Source organism: Tabrizicola sp. (genome assembly GCF_051645465.1).
GTDB lineage: Bacteria > Pseudomonadota > Alphaproteobacteria > Rhodobacterales > Rhodobacteraceae > Tabrizicola.
In genome coordinates this window covers 1-17,059 of record NZ_JBOFBI010000018.1, presented here as the reverse complement: position 1 = coordinate 17,059, position 17,059 = coordinate 1, and the positions used below count along the sequence as shown (strand labels likewise).

Here is a 17,059-nt window from a genome sequence, read left to right as displayed (position 1 = left end):
AGGGCGGAGAGGAGACCCTCAACGCCCGATACCTCACGGCGAACCGTCTTGCGTTATCCGATCAAAAAACCAGCCGCAGTTTGGTCGGCGCAAACGATCGCAGCATGTCCGGAAAAATCCCTGCCCTGAATGGCATCGGCGTGAGATGCACGGTCTCTCCTGTGCGCGCCGCCTCGTCGATGGCCAGAAGCGTGCGCATGTCGGCAAGACCCTCTTCACCGTCCGCCTCAGGGGGCACGCCGTTCACAATGCAGTCAGAGAAATAGCCTATTTGTCCTGCGAAATGATCCACCTGGTCGAACTGTGTCGTTCCTTCGCTGCCACCGACACGAACCGTCATGCGGAGCGCCGAGTCGAACTTGAAAGCCGGATCGAGGATCAGTTCCCCAAGCGACCCCACGACACGGATCGATTCCGAAGTCCCGGATCCGAAAGAGCAAAAGAACTGAGCGAGGCGCTCGCCGGGGAACTTCAAGGTCACAGCCATACCCGCGTCGATCTCCATAAAGCGCGGGTCGCTTGCAGGACGGTTCGACATCGCCTGCACGGCGATAGGCTCTGCGGCGAAAACGTGCCTAGCGGCATTGAGACAGTAGACGCCGACATCAGGCAAGGCGCCGCCCCAATGCCCTGCTTTCAACCTGTGGTTTCCCAACTGAGATTGGAAGCCGAACGTCGACGCGAAGTAGACTGGATCGCCAATCCGTCCCGAACGGACGGTTTCGATCATGGCATGGGTGCCGGGCTCGTTGTGAAGCCGGTAGGCCGTCATGAGGAACGCACCACTCTCCCGCGACGCAGCGATCATCGCCTCGCTTTCCTGAAGCGTCGTCGCAAGCGGCTTTTCGACCATCACATGCTTGCCGGCCTTCAAGGCGCGGATCGTGTAGTCCGCGTGCATCGAGTTCGGCAGGGCGATGTAGACGGCATCGATGCGGTCGCTGGCCAGCAGGGCATCGTAGCCCGTGTAGTCCACGACCTCCGGCACGCCGTGGAACTCGGCCAATTTGCGAGCGGTGTCGGGGCTACCCGAGACGATGGCCTGCATGCAGGAGTTTCCGGTCAGGGCAACGGCGGGCATGAAGGCTTCTTGCGAAATCCAGCCCGCGCCTACGACGGCATAGCGTATCATGTCGGTCACTTAAAGATTGCGGGATGCGCCTGAAGGCGCATCCGTCAGGCAGCCAGATGTGCCGGCTTCTTGCCGAGGATGATCATCCCGAGGATGTCGTCGTCGGTGACTTCGTTCACGTTCACCGTGCCGACAAGCTGGCCGTTCTTCATCACGCTTGCCCGATCGCACAGCTTCATCACGTTGTGGATGTCGTGTTCGATCAGGAAGATGCCCAGCCCCTGCGCCTTCAGCTCCTGGATCAGCTCGGCCACCATCTGGGTCTCATGCGGACCCAGCGCAGCCGTCGGTTCGTCCATGATCAAGATGCGTGCGTTGAAGTAGACGGCTCGCGCGATGGCGACTGACTGACGCTGACCGCCAGACAGTGCCGAAACTGGCACGTTGAACTTCCGGAAGTTCGGGTTTAGCCGGCCCATGATCTTGCGTGTTTCCGCCTCCATCCTGGCGTCGTCAACAAGCCCCCCGCGTTTGATTTCGCGGCCAAGGAAAAGGTTCGAGGCCGCGTCCAGATTGTCGGCGAGAGCCAGGGTCTGGTAGATCGTCTCTATGTTGAGATCGCGGGCGTCGCGTGGATTGTTGATTTCCACCGGTTGACCATTGATCCGGATCTCGCCGCTGTCCTTCTGATAGGCGCCCGAGAGGCACTTGATCAGTGTGGATTTGCCAGCGCCGTTATGGCCAAGCAGCCCGACGACTTCACCCGGGAAAAGGTCGATGGACACGTGATCCACGGCCTTGATCCCGCCGAAGGAAATCGAAATGTCGCGCATCTCGACGAGGGGTTTGGTTCTGTCGATCATTTGGAAAGCCCCAGACGCTTGCGATATAGGATGTCGACCCAGACAGCGATGATCAGCACGAGGCCGACAACGATGTTCTGGAACGGGGTGTCGACGCCGACCATGGCCATGCCAGATTGAAGGGACTGCATGATAAGCGCGCCGAGGATCGCGCCGTAGATCGTGCCGACCCCGCCGGCCAAGGCTGTCCCGCCGATGACGGCGGCCGCGATCACGCGCAGTTCCTCCAGCATCCCAATGTCGTTGCCGTGGCTCTGCAGGCGTGCCTGGGCAATCAGAGCGGCAAGGGCGCAGAGAAAGCCCATCAGGGAAAAGATCTTCACCGTAAGGGCACGGGTATTGATACCGGAAAGTTCGGCAGCGTCCGGGTTGCCACCCATGGCGAAGATGTAGCGCCCAAAGGTCGTCTTGCGGGCGACGATCGTCATTGCGACGCCGACGGCAATGAGGATCAGAACAGATATCGGAAGGCCATGCATCGCGGTATAGCCCTCAGGCATCACCTCACCACGTGCCTCAAACAGGCGCTTAAGCTTGGCCTCGGGGATAGGGTAACGTGACAGCCACCCGACGAAGAACAGGATGGCGCCGACGATCAGGCCAGCCATCACGGTCTCGGCCCAGACCGGTTTGACGATGAAGCCGTGGCTTTGCTTGTTGCGGCGCGATGCAATGATGGCCCAGACCGCGACCGCAGCAGCAATCAGACCAAGGATCCAGCTCGCTGTGGCACCAAGGACGCCTTCAGTACCGCCGAACATCAGCAGGTTCGGGTCGGTCAGCGAAACCGACTGGCCGTTTGTGGTGAACCAGTTCACGTTACGCCAGACAAAGAGGCCCCCGAGCGTGACGATGAAGGACGGGATGCGCTGATAGCCGACCAGCCAACCGGTGATGGCCCCCATCAGCGTCCCGGCGGTAAGGCCGATAACCACGGTGGTGGCAAGGATAGCCGGGTTGCCATATTCGGTGCCGAAAACAGACGGCAGCCAATACGTCTGGCTCATGGCCATGATAGCGGAGCACATCGCCAGCATTGAGCCTACCGAAAGATCGATGTGCCGTGCAACGATCACGAAGACCATGCCGCACGCCATGATCGCCACCGGAACGGTTTGGACTGCGATGTTGAATACGTTGCGCGGGCCAACAAACGTGCCGCCCGTCCAGATGGTGAACACGATCGCGACCGCGGCAAAGGCCATCAGCATGCCAAGCAGTCGGACATCAATTTCCAGCGTGTCGATCACGCTGCGGCGTTGTGCCGTTCCCTGGGCGGAAAGCCCTTGATCAGACATCTTCTCTTTCCTCCCTCAAGCACCTTGCGGCGCTTTCCCCCGTTCTTGGAGACGCCCCGGCCAATAGGCTGCCGGGGCGATCCGATGGTCTTTAGATTATTCGCAGACCGCCACGCCGGACACCCCGGCGCAGAGAACGTCCTTGGTGATCCAGCCAGCATCCAGCACCAGGTTCAGGTTGTCCTTGGTGATCGGCTGCGGCTTCAGTAGAACCGAGTGCAGCTCCTTGCCGCTGGGCGAGGTGAAGATGGCCGAGCCTTCGATCGCGTCCATCGCGGTGCCCGAGGCCAGCGCAACTGCGATCTCGCCGGCGGCTTTGCCGAGTGCACGGCTGTCCTTCCAGACCGAAACGGTCTGCGTGCCAAGCGCTACGCGGTTCAGCGCGGCCATGTCACCGTCCTGTCCCGACACCGGGATACCGGCCATGCCCTGTGCGGTCAAAGCTGCAACGACGCCGCCAGCGGTGCCGTCGTTCGAAGCCACGACGGCGTCAACGCCGTTGTCGGTTTCGGTCAGGATCTGCTCCATGTTCTTCTGAGCGTTGGCCGGCTGCCAGTCGTCGGTGTAGGCTTCGCCGACGATGGTGATGTCGCCAGCGTCGATCGCCGCCTGCAGGACTTCCTGCTGGCCGCCGCGCAGGAAATCTGCGTTCGGGTCAACGGGCGAGCCCTTGATCATGACGTAACGGCCCTTCGGCATGGCTTCCAGAACGGCGCGGGCCTGCATCCGGCCAACCTCGACGTTGTCGAAGGTCAGGTAGAAGGCGCGCGGGTCGTCGATCATGCGGTCGTAGCCCACAACGGGAATGCCCGCATCAGCAGCGGCATCCAGCGCCGGCCCGATCGAAGCCGAGTCCTGTGCCAGGATGATCAGCGCCGAGCAGCCCTGCGTGATCATGCCTTCAATGTCGGCAAGCTGCTTGGTCGCAGAGGTCTGCGCGTCAGCAGAGATGTATTCGGCACCCGCTGCCTCCAGCGCACCCTTGATTGCAGCTTCGTCGGTCTTCCAACGCTCTTCGCGGAAGTTCGACCAGCTCACGCAGACTTTCAGATCGGCTGCCGAGGCGGCCGAGGTCAGGCTCGCGACCGCGACTGACGCGAGCAGAAGAGTCTTCTTCATTCCTGTTCCTCCCATGGAATCACCGGCCCTCTAGATGCCGGTCTGGCGACCATCGCCTGCAGTGATCTGACGCATTTGCACCACAGTTGTCAATTTATGTTTTTGGCAATGAATCTTGCGGTGCAATCTGTGTTGTCTCCTGAACCTTGCTCACGGCAGCGAGCAAGGCATCATGACCAGTCGTCCGACGCCGCCTTCAGGCAGGCGATTTCAGGAGTGTCGCAACATACTCAAGGCTTGCCCGCAGATGCGCGAGCAACTCAGGATCTTCCTGGACGGCGGGGCTGAACGGTTCCATTGAGACGAAGCCTGTGTAGCCGGCACCAATCAGCCTGCGCAGCTGGCCAATATTGCCAACGCGGTCATCGACAAAGATCAGACCTCGGTCGGGCTCCGTAAGGTCGGCCGGGCCAAGGTCCTGCCGGGATATACCCGACATGTGTGCAAGGCCGATCCGCTCGGGGATAAGCGCGGTGTCGCCGCATCGGAAGAACTGGAACGTGTCGTAGCAGAGTTCGTATGCATCCCATCCGTCAATGTCGGTCACGGCGGCCACTGCCATATCCTGCCGCTTCATTGTCGAGCCCTTCATTCCAAGGGGTTCGACATATCCGGTCACGCCATGATCCTTGAGGATCGGCCGCAGATGCTTCAGCCCATGCCGGAGATTCTGCTCTGCCTCTGCGGTCGTCCATCCATGGTCCTCGTTGTGAACGGGGCATAGAACGAGGCCAGGTGCCCCCAGTTTCGCCGCATAGGAAATGATGGCTTCTGCTTCCCTAGCGCGTTCCTGGGTCCATTCATTGAAACGCTGAAGGGCATTGACCGAGGCGACGGCCAGCCCTGCTGCATCGAGCTGGGCCTTGACCTCGCTAGCGGGGGTCCCGTCAGCGAACTCGCGCCCTTCGATGTCGTTGCGGATCTCTACAGCGTCCACTCCCGAGGCCGACGCAAGCGAAATGAAATCGGACAACGACAGTTGTGGGGCGCAGGTTCGGTTCAGGGCGAAACGGATGGGCATTTCTGTGTCCTTGAGTTTGCCTGTATCAGGCATAGAGTTCGGGCCGGGCGCCGAGGAAGAGCTTGGTCTTTGTCGCCGTCTGCAATGCCGTGACGACCTGTTCGGCAACGGCGGTGGCAACATAGCCATCCCAGGCCGATGCGCCGACAGGCTGCCCGGATACCACCGACCGCACCCAGTCGTTCATCTGCAAACGATAGGCATCGCGGAAGCGCGGCACCCAGTTTTCGGGGTAGCCATGACCGTGGTGACGGTTGCCGTTCGTCAGGGTCAGGGACGGCTGCGCCATCTGAACCGTCCCTGCCCGCCCGACCAGCTGGGCATGGACGTGATATCCGTAGTGAGCGTTCATGAAGACCTCGGTGGAGACGATTTCACCCCGGTCCGTCTCCATCGTGATGAGAAGAGGATCACCCCCCGGCGCAGCATGCACGATGGCCGACACAAGTTCAGAGCCGAGTAACCACCGGCTGATGTCGATCTCATGCACGAACGAATTCGTCACGGACATCGGGCCTGTGAACCACTCGGGCGCAGCAGCATTGCGGTGAACGTTGTGCAGGATGACAGTTGCACCGATACGCCCACTGTCTGCCACCTGCTTCATCTCAACATAGGCGGGATCGAAGCGCCGCATGTAGCCCCCCTGAAGAAGCCTTCGGCCGATGGCGACCTCTGCATCTACGACTCGCAACGCCTCAGCCGCGCTGGTTGCCAGCGGCTTCTCGCAGAGCGCTGGCTTGCCTGCTGACACACAGGCAAGAGCAAGGTCGGCATGTGTCGCGTCGGGTGACGCGATAACGATGGCATCGACATTGTCCGAAGAAATCAGCGCCATCGGATCGTCCAGGACCACTGAGTCCTGCGCCAACAGTCGCGCTCTCTCGGTATCGGCGTCACAGATCGCTGCTACCCGCACACCTGTAGACTCTTCGCGCAAGAGGCGCAGATGTTCAGCGCCCATGACGCCCAGACCGATGACCCCGACAGAGAGTGTCATTTCACGTCGATCCACCGCGCTTCACGGGCAGAGGTCTGAATGGTTTCGACCAGAGTCTGAATGCGCAGTCCCTTGCGGAAGTTGAACGGCTCAGCCGACTTCCCGGCGATGGCGTTGACATAGCCTGCCACTTCGATTGCTTTCAGATCGTTGAAACCGATCTGATGCCCGGGAGCGACGCAGAACAGACCGTAAGGCGGGTGATCGGGCGACGCTTCGATCCGGCGGAACCCCTGGCGCCCCTTTGCATCCGCCGTCGAGAAGTAATGCAGAACGTTGAAGTGTTCCTGACTGAAGGCCAGCGCGCCCCTGGTCCCGTAAACTTCGAAATCGTGCTGCATCTTGCGACCCGTGGCGATCCAATTGCCCTCGATGCTGCCCGTCGCCCCGTTCTCGAACCGCAGGAAGGCGCGGCCCACGTCATCGACTTCGACCTTTCGGCTGCCGCCTTTTCCATCGGGACGTTCCGCGATCATCGTGACGCAATCGCCCATAACACGGGTGATCGGACCACAGAGATGCTCCGCCGTAGCCAGTGCGTGGCTGCCGATATCCGCAAGCGCGCCGCCGCCGGCGGGGTCGTGTCGGAAGGTGAAGGCACCAGCTGCATCGGCCATGTAATCTTCACAATGGATGCCGCGGTAGCCCCGAATCTCCCCAAGCTCGCCCGCCTGGATCATCTCGCGCGCGAGCGTCAGCATCGGGTTGCATAGGTAGTTGAACCCGACTTGCGTCTTCACACCTGCCGCCTCGGCAGCCAGTGCCATTTCGTAGGCGTCCTGCGCCAGCGGAGCCAGAGGCTTCTCACAGTAGACATGCTTGCCCGCGCGGATGGCAGCCAGCGCCATTTCCTTGTGCAGTGCGTTCGGAGCGGTGATGTCCACCAGATCGATGTCCGGGTTGTCGATGATCCGACGCCAGTCGGCCGTCGCATGCGCGAAACCAAATGCGGCGGCCGCGCGATTGGCTGCGTCCACGGTGATGTCGGCAACCGTGTGCAGTTCCAGATCGAAGGGCAGATCAAAGACGCGCGGCGCGGACGCAAATCCGAAGACATGAGCCTTGCCCATGAAGCCGGTGCCAATCAGGCCGATGCGGAGTTTCGGTTTGGTCATTTCGCAAGTTCCTTCAGGCCGTCCACAGCGGCCAAATTGACAACAAGGTTCGGGTCCAGCTTACCGGCAAAGAAGTCGAGGACGTTCTGGACCGATGCGATGGCCATCCGCTCGGCGCACTCCACCGTCAGAGCGGCGTTGTGCGGGGTGACGATGGCGCGTTCGATTCCGAAAAGGGGATGATCGGGGGCGGGCGGTTCGGCCTCGAATACCTCGATCCCTGCCCCGCCCAGTCGGCCGGCCCGCAGCGCATCAGCAAGGGCGACCTCATCAAGAAGTCCGCCGCGGGCAGTGTTCACTACCACGGCCGTCGGCTTCATCGACGCAAGCTCGGAAGCACCAAGGACGTGCCGATCCGCGCGCGGCAAGTGAAGAGAGACCGCATCTGCTTCCGTCAGCGCCCTGGCCAGATCGCTGACCCGGGCAGCGCCGTCAGGCCAGTGCTCAACGGAGATGTAAGGGTCATAGGCCTCAACCTGCATTCCGAACGCCCGGGCCATTCCCGCAAGCTTCTGCCCGATCCGGCCAAAGCCCACGATCAGAAGCCGCTTTCCTGCAACTTCATGCGTCTGCAGCCCGTTCCGCCATCCCCAGTTGCCCGCTCTGGTTTCACGGTCCGCGGCAACTAGGCGGTGGGTGGCCGCAAGTATCAGCATCATGGCATGTTCCGCCACGCCGGAAGAATTCACATCGCCGACAATGCAAAGAGGAACACCACGGGTGTTCAGGGCTTTCATGTCGACGGCGTCATACCCGACCCCATGGCGGGACACGATCCTGAGGTTTGGCGCTTTGGCAATCGACGCCGCCGAGAGCGGCTGTGTGCGGATCACCAACCCCTCGGCCTTTGCAAGATGCGCCTGATATGACGGTTCGGAAATCTCCTCGACATAGTCGAAGGTCACTGGAGCGGCGCGCAACAGTTCAAGCCCAGAGGGATGAAGCTTTCCTGCGATCAGGAGGTGCGGCATCAGTAGGCCCCCTTCTCGGATCGGGTCGCTGCGGCTTCGGTCAGTTTGCGGAACCCAGCCACGGCCGCCCCTGCTGCGGCAGCAAGGAAGCGCGAATCGCCGCCGACGGTCGTCATATCGAAGCCCCAGCCGATTGCTCGCGCCGCATAGTCGGGAGTTCCGCAATGCAGGGCTGCCCGGATGCCGTTCTTCTTGCAGGCGGCAACGATGCTTTGCAGCGCGGCGATCATCTCAGGTTCTTCGCGGTCGAAACCGGGGGCAAGGCGTCCTTGCGTCAAGGACAGCGTCAGGTCCGCAGGCCCAACATAAATGCCATCGAGGCCCGGTGTCGCTGCGATGGCGTCAAGGTTCGCCATGCCTTCCGCCGTTTCGATCATTGCAAAGGCGAGCATGTTGTCGTTGGCCTCAGCGGCATAATTCGCGCCTGCCGCGAACGAAACGCGCGTCGGACCGAAGCTGCGCTGACCATGGGGCGGATAGCGCATGTAGCTGACAAATCGCGCTGCATCCTCGGCGCTGTTCACCATCGGGCAGATGATCCCATAAGCGCCGGCGTCCAGCGCCTTCATGATGATGCCGGGCTCCAACCACGGCACGCGCGCCATCAGCGTAGCCCCGCTTGCGCGCATCGCCTGGAACATCGGCAGGATCGACGAGTAGTCGAGAGCCCCGTGCTGCATGTCGATGGTTATGGAATCGAAGCCCTGCGCCGCCATGATCTCGGCGGTGAAGGGATTGCCGATACTGCACCAGCCGTTGATGGTTGATTTTCCCTCGGCCCAGAGGGCCTTCAGCTTGTTCGGGATCATGCCCACACCATCTGGCTGGATTTTACATCGAGGTAGTCGCGGATGCCTTCGATCCCGCCCTCGCGGCCCATACCGGAGTGGTTCGTGCCACCGAACGGAGCCTCACTCGCCGCCATCGCGAAAGAGTTGATGCCGACCATCCCCGCCTTCAGTGCTTGGACTGTGCGGCGGGCCCGGGCCGGGTTGGTGGTAAAGGCGTAGGCCGACAGACCCATGTCGCTGGCGTTGGCCCGAGCCAGGGCTTCCTCTTCCGTTGAAAAGCGGGTGATGGCTGCTATGGGACCGAAATTTTCATCGGCCATGACGCCCATCTCATCCGTACAGTCGGTCAGGACCGTTGGCTCGAAAAAGTGTCCGGCATTGAAGCCTGCCGCTCTGGCGCCGCCAGTCGCTACTTTGGCTCCTTGAGCGACAGCTCCCGCGACAATCTTCTCCATTTCGGCCAGCCGACCACCGTTGATCAAAGGACCCATCGCGACGGAGGGATCAAGCCCATCGCCCAACTTGATGGCCTTCGCCCGCTTTACAAAGCCGTCGACGAAAGCATCGTGCAGGCGCTCGTGGACATAAAAGCGATCGCCCGTCACGCAAACTTGCCCAGCATTCGCAAACTTGGTTGGTACCGCCACGTTCAGCGTGGCTTCGAGGTCGGCATCCTCATAGATGATGACCGGGGCGTTTCCGCCCAGTTCCATCGACACCTTCTTCAGGGTCGCCGCCGCATCGCGGATCATCTGCTGGCCAACGCGGGTGGACCCGGTGAGCGAGACCTTCCGTACCGCTTTGGCGGCCATCAACGGCGCATAGGTCGTCGCCGTCGGCCCAATAACCAGGTTGACTGCGCCGGCCGGTAGGGATCCGGCACGGCAGCAGTCAACCATCACCATCGCTACGCCCGGCGTCTGCGACGACGGGCGGACGATGATGGAACAGCCCGCTGCAAGGGCGGGAGCGACCTTGCGTGCAATCAGGGCTGCGGGAAAGTTCCATGCTGTAAAGGCGGCAACGATACCCACAGGCTCGTGGTGGATCTCGAAGCGCCCTCCTGGCACGCGGGATTCGACGATACGCCCATAGATCCGGCGCGCTTCCTCGGCGTACCAGCGGAACTGATCGATGCTCAAACCCCATTCTCTTTGCGACTGAGCAATCGGCTTTCCCGTCTCAAGGCTGATCATGCGCGCCGCTTCGTCTGTCCGCTTCAACATTTCGTCGGCAATGCGGTGAAGGCTATCGGCGCGCGTAAAGGCCGGCGTTGCAGACCACGCCGCAAGTCCTGCTCGTGCGGAAGCGATTGCTGCAGCGGTATCCGCTTCGGCAGCGACAGGGCAGTCGCCGAGCGAAAGCTCGGTGACAGGGCTGAGGACGGGTGCTGTCTTTTCAGCGCTGCTGGCGCGCCATTCGCCCGCAATGAACAGTCCGAACGGGGCATACATCAGGCGATCTCCTTCACGTTCACTACACGGGCTTCGGCGATTGATCTCAGGGCCGCTTCAGCCAGGACGAGCGCCAGTCGCCCATCTTCGAAGCCGACCGACGGCTGACGACCTGATTCCATGGCGTCGACGAACTCCGAAATCTCGGCATCGAACGCTTCCCGATACCGCTCGATGAAAAAGTTCAGGAGTGGCTCCGCCCTGTCGGTGAAGGTCTCGGTGTGCAAGGTCATTTCATGTGGGCGGCGGTTTTCGGAAATCGCCATCCCCTTGGTGCCAAGCGCTTCAACACGCTGGTCGTAGCCGTAGGTCGCACGCCGCGAGTTTGTGATGATGGCCTGCTTGCCGCTGGCTGTCGTCAGGACGACTGTCACAGTGTCGTGGTCGCCCAACTTTTCCATCAAGTCCGGGTCGACCAGTCGTGATCCCGTCGCGAAGACCTGCGTGACCACTTCACCAAGAATGAAGCGTGCCATGTCCAAGTCATGGATCGTCATGTCACGCAGAATGCCGCCCGAGACCCGCAAGTAAGCTTCTGGCGCGAGGCCGGGATCGCGCGAGGTGATCACTACCTGATGCAAGTCGCCGATGTCGCCGTTCACGATCGCCTTGCGAACCGCCGCGTGGCCGGGATCGAACCGGCGCACGAAACCCAGTTGGATCAAAGCCGACGCGTCCGCAATCGTTGCCGCGCAGCGGTTAACGCGCTCAAGGCTCAAGTCGATGGGCTTTTCACACAGAACCGGCTTGCCAGCGGCAACAGCCATTTCCAGAAGGTCGGCATGCGTGTCGGTCGCCGTCGCGATCAGCACGGCATCCACCCCTGGCGATGCGAGCACAGCTTCGACCGACGCGAACACTTTTGCACCTGTCTTCCGGGCAACAGCGTCGGCGGCAGGGGCATGAATGTCGTAGACACCTGCAAGGGTTGCGCGCGGATGAGCGGCGATGTTCGCGGCATGCATCACGCCGATGCGCCCGCATCCGAGCACAGCGATCCGGATCATAGTCTTCCTCCCGATTCAGTTGAGCAATATTCATTGCGTTGAACAGCTATTGTCAACTGGTAATGCATGAGGTTAAGTTCACGCAGGCTTCGAGGAGGAGGAACAGGGATGGAACGCTCAACGATTCGTCTGACAATGGCGCAGGCGCTGGTGAAATGGCTGACCGCGCAGAAAACCGTGATCGACGGCCAGCAGATCCCGCTCTTCGCAGGCGTGTTCGGCATCTTTGGTCATGGCAACGTGACTTGCCTGTCCGAGGCTTTGGAAGCGGTCCAGGACGAACTGCCGACCTGGCGGGGTCAGAACGAACAGTCCATGGCGCTGGCCGCAATCGGTTTTGCCAAGGCCAAGCGGCGGCGGCAGATCATGATCGCCACCTCCTCCATCGGGCCTGGGGCTCTGAACATGGTGACGGCCGCAGGCACGGCACATGCGAACCGCTTGCCCGTGCTGTTGATCGCGGGCGACACCTTTACAAGCCGCTTGCCGGACCCGGTGTTGCAGCAGGTTGAGCACTTCAACGATCCTACCGTGACAGTGAATGACGCATTCAAGGCGGTCACCCGCTACTGGGACCGCATGACCCATCCCGCGCAGATCATCCAGTCCTTGCCTCAGGCTGTGGGGGCAATGCTTGATCCGGCCGATTGCGGCCCGGCCTTCATCGCATTGCCGCAGGACACGCAGGAACTGGCCTTCGACTACCCTGTTGCTTTCTTTGAGGAGCGGATCTGGACCATCCCCCGCCCGCGCCCCGACCGCAAGGCGGTGGCCAGCGCCGCCGCACTTCTGAAGACGGCGAAGAAGCCGCTGATAATTGCCGGCGGCGGCGTGCGCTATTCCGGTGCAGAAGGCGCTTTGTCGCGCTTTGCCGCCGAACGCGGCATCCCGGTGGTGGAAACCATCGCAGGGAAGGGCGGACTGACTCACAACCACCCGGTCCATGCGGGTCCCATCGGCATCATTGGCTCTACCGCCGCCAACGCGCTTGCCGCCGAAGCAGATGTCATTCTGGCGATTGGCACGCGGTTGCAGGACTTTACCACCGGATCCTGGACGGCGTTCGCCCAAGATGCCCGGTTCATCTCGATCAATGCGGCTCGTTTCGATGCTTTGAAGCATCGCTCCCTGGCCGTGGTAGGGGACGCGCTTGAGGCGATCGACGAACTCGACTCTGTACTTGGAGCATGGAAAGCGCCTGAAGGCCATCTTCCCCACGCCAAGGCGCTGTTCAATGAATGGGATGCGCTGTTGGATGAACACCAGACACCAACCAATGCGCCCGTCCCCACATATGCGCAGGTCGTCAACGTCGTAAACAAAGCCGCAGGTGACAAGGACACCCTGATCGCTGCCGCCGGCGGCATTCCGGGTGAGGTGGCCAAGGGCTGGCGTGTCAAGGCCCCAAACACCTTCGACCTCGAGTTCGGCTTTTCCTGCATGGGATACGAGATTGCCGCCGGCTGGGGCTGCGCCATGGCGCAGTCTGGTCCCGGAGCAGTCGGCGGTACGCCCATCGTCATGCTGGGTGATGGCACTTACATGATGATGAACTCCGACATCTATTCGACGGTTTTGTCAGGCCACAAGATGATCGTAGTTGTGTGCGATAACGGCGGCTATGCGGTCATCAGCCGCCTTCAACAGTTCAAGGGCGTGCCAGGATTCAACAACCTGCTCAAGGACTGCCGGATCACCGACAAGACGAACCCACTGCACGTAGACTTCGCCAAGCATGCTGAAAGCATGGGTGCGGCGGCTCGCAAATGCGAAAGCCTTGCCGATCTGGAGGCCGCGCTGGAGTGGGCCAAGGGCAATGACCGTACCACGGTCATTTCCATAGTCACGGACGCCTATTCCTGGGTGCCGGGCGACGCGGACTGGGATGTTGGTGTCCCAGAAGTGTCAGACCGCGAGAGCGTTCACAAAGCCCGCGCCCACCAGACCGAAATCCGCGCAAAGCAGCGCGTTGGAGTGTGAGAAGATCTATGAAAGCCAAACTAGGCATCGCCCCGATTGCATGGTGGAACGACGACCTTGCCGAACTCTCGGACGACGTGAGCCTTGAAGAATGCCTGCGTCAGGCTTCCGTCGCCGGCTTCACAGGCATGGAGACCGGCCGTCGTTTTCCGATGGACATGGCCGAGCTTGGCCCGATCCTGCAACGCTTCGGCATCTCGGTCTGTGGCGGCTGGTTCTCTGGCCTTCTGCTGGACGGAGACATCGAGGTGGAAAAGGACCGCATCGCCCAGCAGATGACGTTCTTCAAGGCCGCGAAAGCCCCCTGCATCGTCTATGGCGAAACCGCCCGTTCCGTTCAGGGAATCAAGTCGGCACCTCTCGCCACAAAGCCGAAGCTGACTGAGACGGAAACTGCAGCCTATGGCCGCAAGATCAGCGACTTTGCCGACTGGTGCGCCGCGCAAGGGATGCCGATCAGCTACCATCATCACATGGCGGCCGCGATCGAGACCGAGGCCGAGCTTGACCTATTCATGAAGCACTCCTCGGTGCCGCTCTTGTTCGATGCGGGTCACATGGCGTTTTCTGGCGGTGACAACCTCCGCGTGATCGAAAATCACTGGAAGCGCATCACCCATGTCCACACCAAGGATATCCGGCGTAGCGTGGTCGACGGCCTTGACCGCACGAAGGAGTCCTTCCTCGATGCTGTCGTCAAAGGCGCGTTCACTGTTCCGGGTGACGGTTCGCTCGATTTCGAAGCGATCGTGAAGGCACTCGCTGCCAAGGGCTATGAAGGCTGGTTCGTTGTCGAGGCGGAGCAGGATCCGAAGGTCTCGCCGCCCCTCGAAATGGCGATCAAAGGCCACAAGGAACTGATGCGTGTCATGTCGGCGGCGGGCTATGAGGTCGTGCAATGACGGAGTTTTCCGGGAACCGCATGGACGGAAAGGTCTGCGTTGTCACCGGGGCGACGCAGGGCCTTGGTGCGGCCATCGCTCGACGGCTTGCCGCTGCGGGAGCCAAGGGCATCGTGATCACGGGCCGAAACGCGGAACGCGGGGCGCATGTCGCCCGAGAGATCGCCGAGGCCCATGGCATCTGGGCCCATTTTCTCAAGGCGGACTTCACCCAAATCGAAGACTGCCGGATGGTCATCGCCGAAACGGACCGGCTCTTCGGGCGTATCGACGTTCTGGTCAACGCTGGCGCATCGACTGCCCGTGGGACGATCGTGGACACCACGCCTGAGACCTTCGACGCTCTCTTTTCCACCAACGTGCGCGGCCCCTACTTCCTGATGCAGGAGGCGATCAAGCTTATGATCGCCAAGGGGATCGAAGGCGCGATTTGCAATATCGGCTCGATCTCGGCGCTTTCCGGCCAGCCGTTCATCAACGCCTATTGCGCCTCGAAAGGTGCGCTGACCACGCTGACCGCCAACACTGCGTTTTCGGTCATGGCCAACCGCATCAGGGTGAACCAGTTGAATGTCGGCTGGATGGCCAGCGACCATGAGCGGGAAATCCAGGCCGAGGGTGGCGACCCCGATTGGGAAGCCAAAGCGGCAGCTGCCCTGCCGTTCGGTCGGCTCGTTGATCCGAACGAAGCCGCCCGTGCAGTGAACTTTCTGGTCTCGGATGACGCCGGCCTGATGACCGGTGCCATCGTCAACTTTGACCAATCTGTCTGGGGCGCGGTTGCGGAAGGTATGCCCGTTCCAAAGGGTCCTTTGCAGGTGATATAACGACGTGGGGCCCTAGGGCCCCGTCACCACCGGAATCCGCGGTGTATCGCTATCTTTTTGCAGACGCGCCGCCAAGGCGACACTCAGCGCCTGAGCCAGACACATCGGCGCGGCCAGACTGCGCGAAAATGTGTACTCGTGCTCAGGCACCGCGAAAAGCACCTGGGCGAGCTTTGCAAACGGCGACAAGGTGCTGTCAGTGATTGCGATAATGGGTACGCCACGAGCTGCCGTTTCTTCCGCGACGTTCACGACTTCGGTCGCATAGAATCGGAACGACACAAGGAACAGCAAGTCCGATGTCCGCGCCACTTTGGCCATGTGGGTCGCGAGACCCCCGCTCGCATCCAAGAGGACAGTTCGTTTGCCAAGCATCGTCAGAACATACCGAAGCAGGTCCACAACAGGTGCAGACCGCAGCTGGCCGATCAAATAGACGGTATCCGCCCCCTCAAGGAGGTCCGCGGCACTGGCTATCGCGGCAGGGTCGATATTCGCCAGCAAATCCTGCAAAGAGGCGACGTCCCTTGCGACCAGATCGCGCAACAGCCCGATGTCGCCTTCCCGCGCGCCGCCAAGCTCAGCTTCAAGTGCCTTTACGCGCGCGTCGAACCCCGGGGCAGCAGTCGAGAGCCGACGCTGAAAGACGACCTGAAGTTCCTTGAAGCCCTTGTATCCCAGCGACTGCGCATAGCGCACGAAGCTCGAGGCATGGATCCCGCACTTTGCTCCGATTGCGTTGACCGAGAGAACCGCCACATCGTTTGGGTTCTGCGTCAGGTACAGTGCAATCTTCTGATACGACTTGGACATGTCGTCATACCGATCATGGATCAGCTTGATCAGCTCTTCATAAGATTCGGGGGGACGATATGACATCGGTGACTTCCTCGGTAACGGGCTCAACCCGCTGCCTCACCATCGAGCATACTGCACAGAACTTTGTCAATTAGCTTGCAATGCACAAAATGATGCAGCGAGGTTCCCGACTTAACCAGCTTCTGGGAGGGTCCGCTATGGGCAGAGACCGACCGAACCCGGCGGGTTTCCCCGCCGGGCCCGAGGGGAGACCCCGTTTTGTTCAGAACGGGATTTCGTCGTCGCGGTCGACCAACTCGGGGTTTTCGTTCTCGGCCGACTTCGGGCGGCTCAGGAAGTCGACCTTCTCGGCGATGATCTCGCAGCCGTAGCGGTCGGTGCCGGTTGCGTCGGTCCATTTGGTGTAGTGGATGCGGCCGTGGACGAGGACCTTCATTCCCTTTTCGCAGTGCTCCGCGACGGTCTTGCCGAGGCCGTTGAAGCAGGTGATGCGGTGCCATTCGGTGTCCATGACCCGGTAGCCGTTCTCGTCGCGCATCACGCGACCCTCGGAGAGGCGCGGCCGCGAGGTGGCCAGGGTGAAGTTGGTGATCTTCGTGCCGCTTTGGGTCGAGCGCACTTCGGGCTTCTGACCGATGTTGCCGGCGAGGATGACGATGTTCTGCATGGTAAGCTCCTGTATTTCCTGTCCCTGGGACCGTCCCTTCGACAAGACCCGAAAAAAGCCTGTCGGCTGAGGCGTGCACGGGAGACGGAACGTCGACCGGAAACCTCCAGAGGGCCGGGGTGGAGCGGGCAGCCCTGAAAGGGCAACACGGCC

General features: G+C 61.2%; 16 protein-coding genes. 3 read left to right on the top strand and 13 right to left on the bottom strand.

Annotated elements, in window-relative coordinates; translation table 11 throughout:
* Window positions 1-61: 61 nt before the first annotated feature.
* The 11 genes from ACRCSW_RS01060 to iolG form a co-directional block, all read right to left on the bottom strand.
* On the bottom strand, window positions 62-1,132 hold the full coding sequence (locus ACRCSW_RS01060; protein WP_438702144.1) for a Gfo/Idh/MocA family protein: 1,071 nt from the start codon (window positions 1,130-1,132) through the stop codon (window positions 62-64).
* A 44-nt stretch (window positions 1,133-1,176) separates the two neighbouring features.
* Entirely contained in the window at window positions 1,177-1,935 is a 759-nt protein-coding gene (locus ACRCSW_RS01055) for an ATP-binding cassette domain-containing protein (RefSeq protein WP_438702143.1), read from the bottom strand.
* A complete protein-coding gene (locus ACRCSW_RS01050) occupies window positions 1,932-3,233 on the bottom strand; it encodes a sugar ABC transporter permease (protein WP_438702142.1) in 1,302 nt (433 codons plus the stop codon). Before ACRCSW_RS01050 ends, ACRCSW_RS01055 begins: the two co-directional genes overlap by 4 nt.
* A 96-nt stretch (window positions 3,234-3,329) precedes the next feature.
* Window positions 3,330-4,352: a D-xylose ABC transporter substrate-binding protein gene (xylF, locus tag ACRCSW_RS01045; protein ID WP_438702141.1), complete on the bottom strand. Its 1,023-nt coding sequence runs from the start codon at window positions 4,350-4,352 to the stop codon at window positions 3,330-3,332.
* Window positions 4,353-4,548: 196 nt separating this feature from the next.
* Window positions 4,549-5,373, bottom strand: a complete 825-nt coding sequence (locus tag ACRCSW_RS01040; protein ID WP_438702140.1) for a TIM barrel protein — start codon at window positions 5,371-5,373, stop codon at window positions 4,549-4,551.
* 25 nt (window positions 5,374-5,398) lie between these two features.
* Window positions 5,399-6,373, bottom strand: coding sequence for a Gfo/Idh/MocA family oxidoreductase (locus ACRCSW_RS01035; protein WP_438702139.1), 975 nt, complete (start codon window positions 6,371-6,373; stop codon window positions 5,399-5,401).
* On the bottom strand, window positions 6,370-7,488 hold the full coding sequence (locus ACRCSW_RS01030) for a Gfo/Idh/MocA family protein (RefSeq protein ID WP_438702138.1): 1,119 nt from the start codon (window positions 7,486-7,488) through the stop codon (window positions 6,370-6,372). Before ACRCSW_RS01030 ends, ACRCSW_RS01035 begins: the two co-directional genes overlap by 4 nt.
* Window positions 7,485-8,459 (bottom strand): hydroxyacid dehydrogenase, encoded by a 975-nt coding sequence (locus tag ACRCSW_RS01025; RefSeq protein WP_438702137.1) that lies wholly within the window; start codon window positions 8,457-8,459, stop codon window positions 7,485-7,487. The genes ACRCSW_RS01030 and ACRCSW_RS01025 overlap by 4 nt, the downstream gene beginning before the upstream one ends.
* Window positions 8,459-9,268 (bottom strand): HpcH/HpaI aldolase family protein, encoded by an 810-nt coding sequence (locus tag ACRCSW_RS01020; RefSeq protein ID WP_438702136.1) that lies wholly within the window; start codon window positions 9,266-9,268, stop codon window positions 8,459-8,461. Before ACRCSW_RS01020 ends, ACRCSW_RS01025 begins: the two co-directional genes overlap by 1 nt.
* Window positions 9,265-10,704, bottom strand: a complete 1,440-nt coding sequence (locus ACRCSW_RS01015; RefSeq protein ID WP_438702135.1) for an NAD-dependent succinate-semialdehyde dehydrogenase — start codon at window positions 10,702-10,704, stop codon at window positions 9,265-9,267. The genes ACRCSW_RS01020 and ACRCSW_RS01015 overlap by 4 nt, the downstream gene beginning before the upstream one ends.
* On the bottom strand, window positions 10,704-11,711 hold the full coding sequence (gene iolG / locus ACRCSW_RS01010) for an inositol 2-dehydrogenase (RefSeq protein ID WP_438702134.1): 1,008 nt from the start codon (window positions 11,709-11,711) through the stop codon (window positions 10,704-10,706). Before iolG ends, ACRCSW_RS01015 begins: the two co-directional genes overlap by 1 nt.
* A 108-nt stretch (window positions 11,712-11,819) precedes the next feature.
* Between iolG and iolD the strand changes: the two genes are divergently transcribed.
* The 3 genes from iolD to ACRCSW_RS00995 are packed head-to-tail and all read left to right on the top strand — an operon-like array spanning window position 11,820 to window position 15,420.
* On the top strand, window positions 11,820-13,691 hold the full coding sequence (gene iolD / locus ACRCSW_RS01005) for a 3D-(3,5/4)-trihydroxycyclohexane-1,2-dione acylhydrolase (decyclizing) (RefSeq protein ID WP_438702133.1): 1,872 nt from the start codon (window positions 11,820-11,822) through the stop codon (window positions 13,689-13,691).
* 8 nt (window positions 13,692-13,699) lie between these two features.
* Window positions 13,700-14,593, top strand: coding sequence for a myo-inosose-2 dehydratase (gene iolE, locus ACRCSW_RS01000; protein WP_438702132.1), 894 nt, complete (start codon window positions 13,700-13,702; stop codon window positions 14,591-14,593).
* Window positions 14,590-15,420, top strand: coding sequence for an SDR family oxidoreductase (locus ACRCSW_RS00995; protein ID WP_438702131.1), 831 nt, complete (start codon window positions 14,590-14,592; stop codon window positions 15,418-15,420). The genes iolE and ACRCSW_RS00995 overlap by 4 nt, the downstream gene beginning before the upstream one ends.
* Window positions 15,421-15,432: 12 nt before the next feature.
* Here ACRCSW_RS00995 and ACRCSW_RS00990 read toward each other — a convergent pair whose 3' ends face one another.
* Window positions 15,433-16,299 (bottom strand): MurR/RpiR family transcriptional regulator, encoded by an 867-nt coding sequence (locus ACRCSW_RS00990; RefSeq protein WP_438702145.1) that lies wholly within the window; start codon window positions 16,297-16,299, stop codon window positions 15,433-15,435.
* Window positions 16,300-16,501: 202 nt separating this feature from the next.
* Window positions 16,502-16,906, bottom strand: a complete 405-nt coding sequence (locus ACRCSW_RS00985) for a single-stranded DNA-binding protein (protein ID WP_028030787.1) — start codon at window positions 16,904-16,906, stop codon at window positions 16,502-16,504.
* Window positions 16,907-17,059 lie beyond the last annotated feature (153 nt).

Excerpts from the sequence above, each read along its gene's own strand:
- ACRCSW_RS01050 (WP_438702142.1), bottom strand. The coding sequence starts at position 3,233 with ATGTCTGATCAAGGGCTTTCCGCCCAGGGAACGGCACAACGCCGCAGC.
- ACRCSW_RS01025 (WP_438702137.1), bottom strand. The coding sequence starts at position 8,459 with ATGCCGCACCTCCTGATCGCAGGAAAGCTTCATCCCTCTGGGCTTGAA.
- ACRCSW_RS01015 (WP_438702135.1), bottom strand. The coding sequence starts at position 10,704 with ATGTATGCCCCGTTCGGACTGTTCATTGCGGGCGAATGGCGCGCCAGC.
- ACRCSW_RS00990 (WP_438702145.1), bottom strand. The coding sequence starts at position 16,299 with ATGTCATATCGTCCCCCCGAATCTTATGAAGAGCTGATCAAGCTGATC.
- xylF (WP_438702141.1), bottom strand. The coding sequence starts at position 4,352 with ATGAAGAAGACTCTTCTGCTCGCGTCAGTCGCGGTCGCGAGCCTGACC.
- ACRCSW_RS01030 (WP_438702138.1), bottom strand. The coding sequence starts at position 7,488 with ATGACCAAACCGAAACTCCGCATCGGCCTGATTGGCACCGGCTTCATG.
- ACRCSW_RS01020 (WP_438702136.1), bottom strand. The coding sequence starts at position 9,268 with ATGATCCCGAACAAGCTGAAGGCCCTCTGGGCCGAGGGAAAATCAACC.
- ACRCSW_RS01035 (WP_438702139.1), bottom strand. The coding sequence starts at position 6,373 with ATGACACTCTCTGTCGGGGTCATCGGTCTGGGCGTCATGGGCGCTGAA.
- iolD (WP_438702133.1), top strand. The coding sequence starts at position 11,820 with ATGGAACGCTCAACGATTCGTCTGACAATGGCGCAGGCGCTGGTGAAA.
- iolE (WP_438702132.1), top strand. The coding sequence starts at position 13,700 with ATGAAAGCCAAACTAGGCATCGCCCCGATTGCATGGTGGAACGACGAC.
- ACRCSW_RS01060 (WP_438702144.1), bottom strand. The coding sequence starts at position 1,132 with ATGATACGCTATGCCGTCGTAGGCGCGGGCTGGATTTCGCAAGAAGCC.
- iolG (WP_438702134.1), bottom strand. The coding sequence starts at position 11,711 with ATGATCCGGATCGCTGTGCTCGGATGCGGGCGCATCGGCGTGATGCAT.
- ACRCSW_RS00985 (WP_028030787.1), bottom strand. The coding sequence starts at position 16,906 with ATGCAGAACATCGTCATCCTCGCCGGCAACATCGGTCAGAAGCCCGAA.
- ACRCSW_RS00995 (WP_438702131.1), top strand. The coding sequence starts at position 14,590 with ATGACGGAGTTTTCCGGGAACCGCATGGACGGAAAGGTCTGCGTTGTC.
- ACRCSW_RS01055 (WP_438702143.1), bottom strand. The coding sequence starts at position 1,935 with ATGATCGACAGAACCAAACCCCTCGTCGAGATGCGCGACATTTCGATT.
- ACRCSW_RS01040 (WP_438702140.1), bottom strand. The coding sequence starts at position 5,373 with ATGCCCATCCGTTTCGCCCTGAACCGAACCTGCGCCCCACAACTGTCG.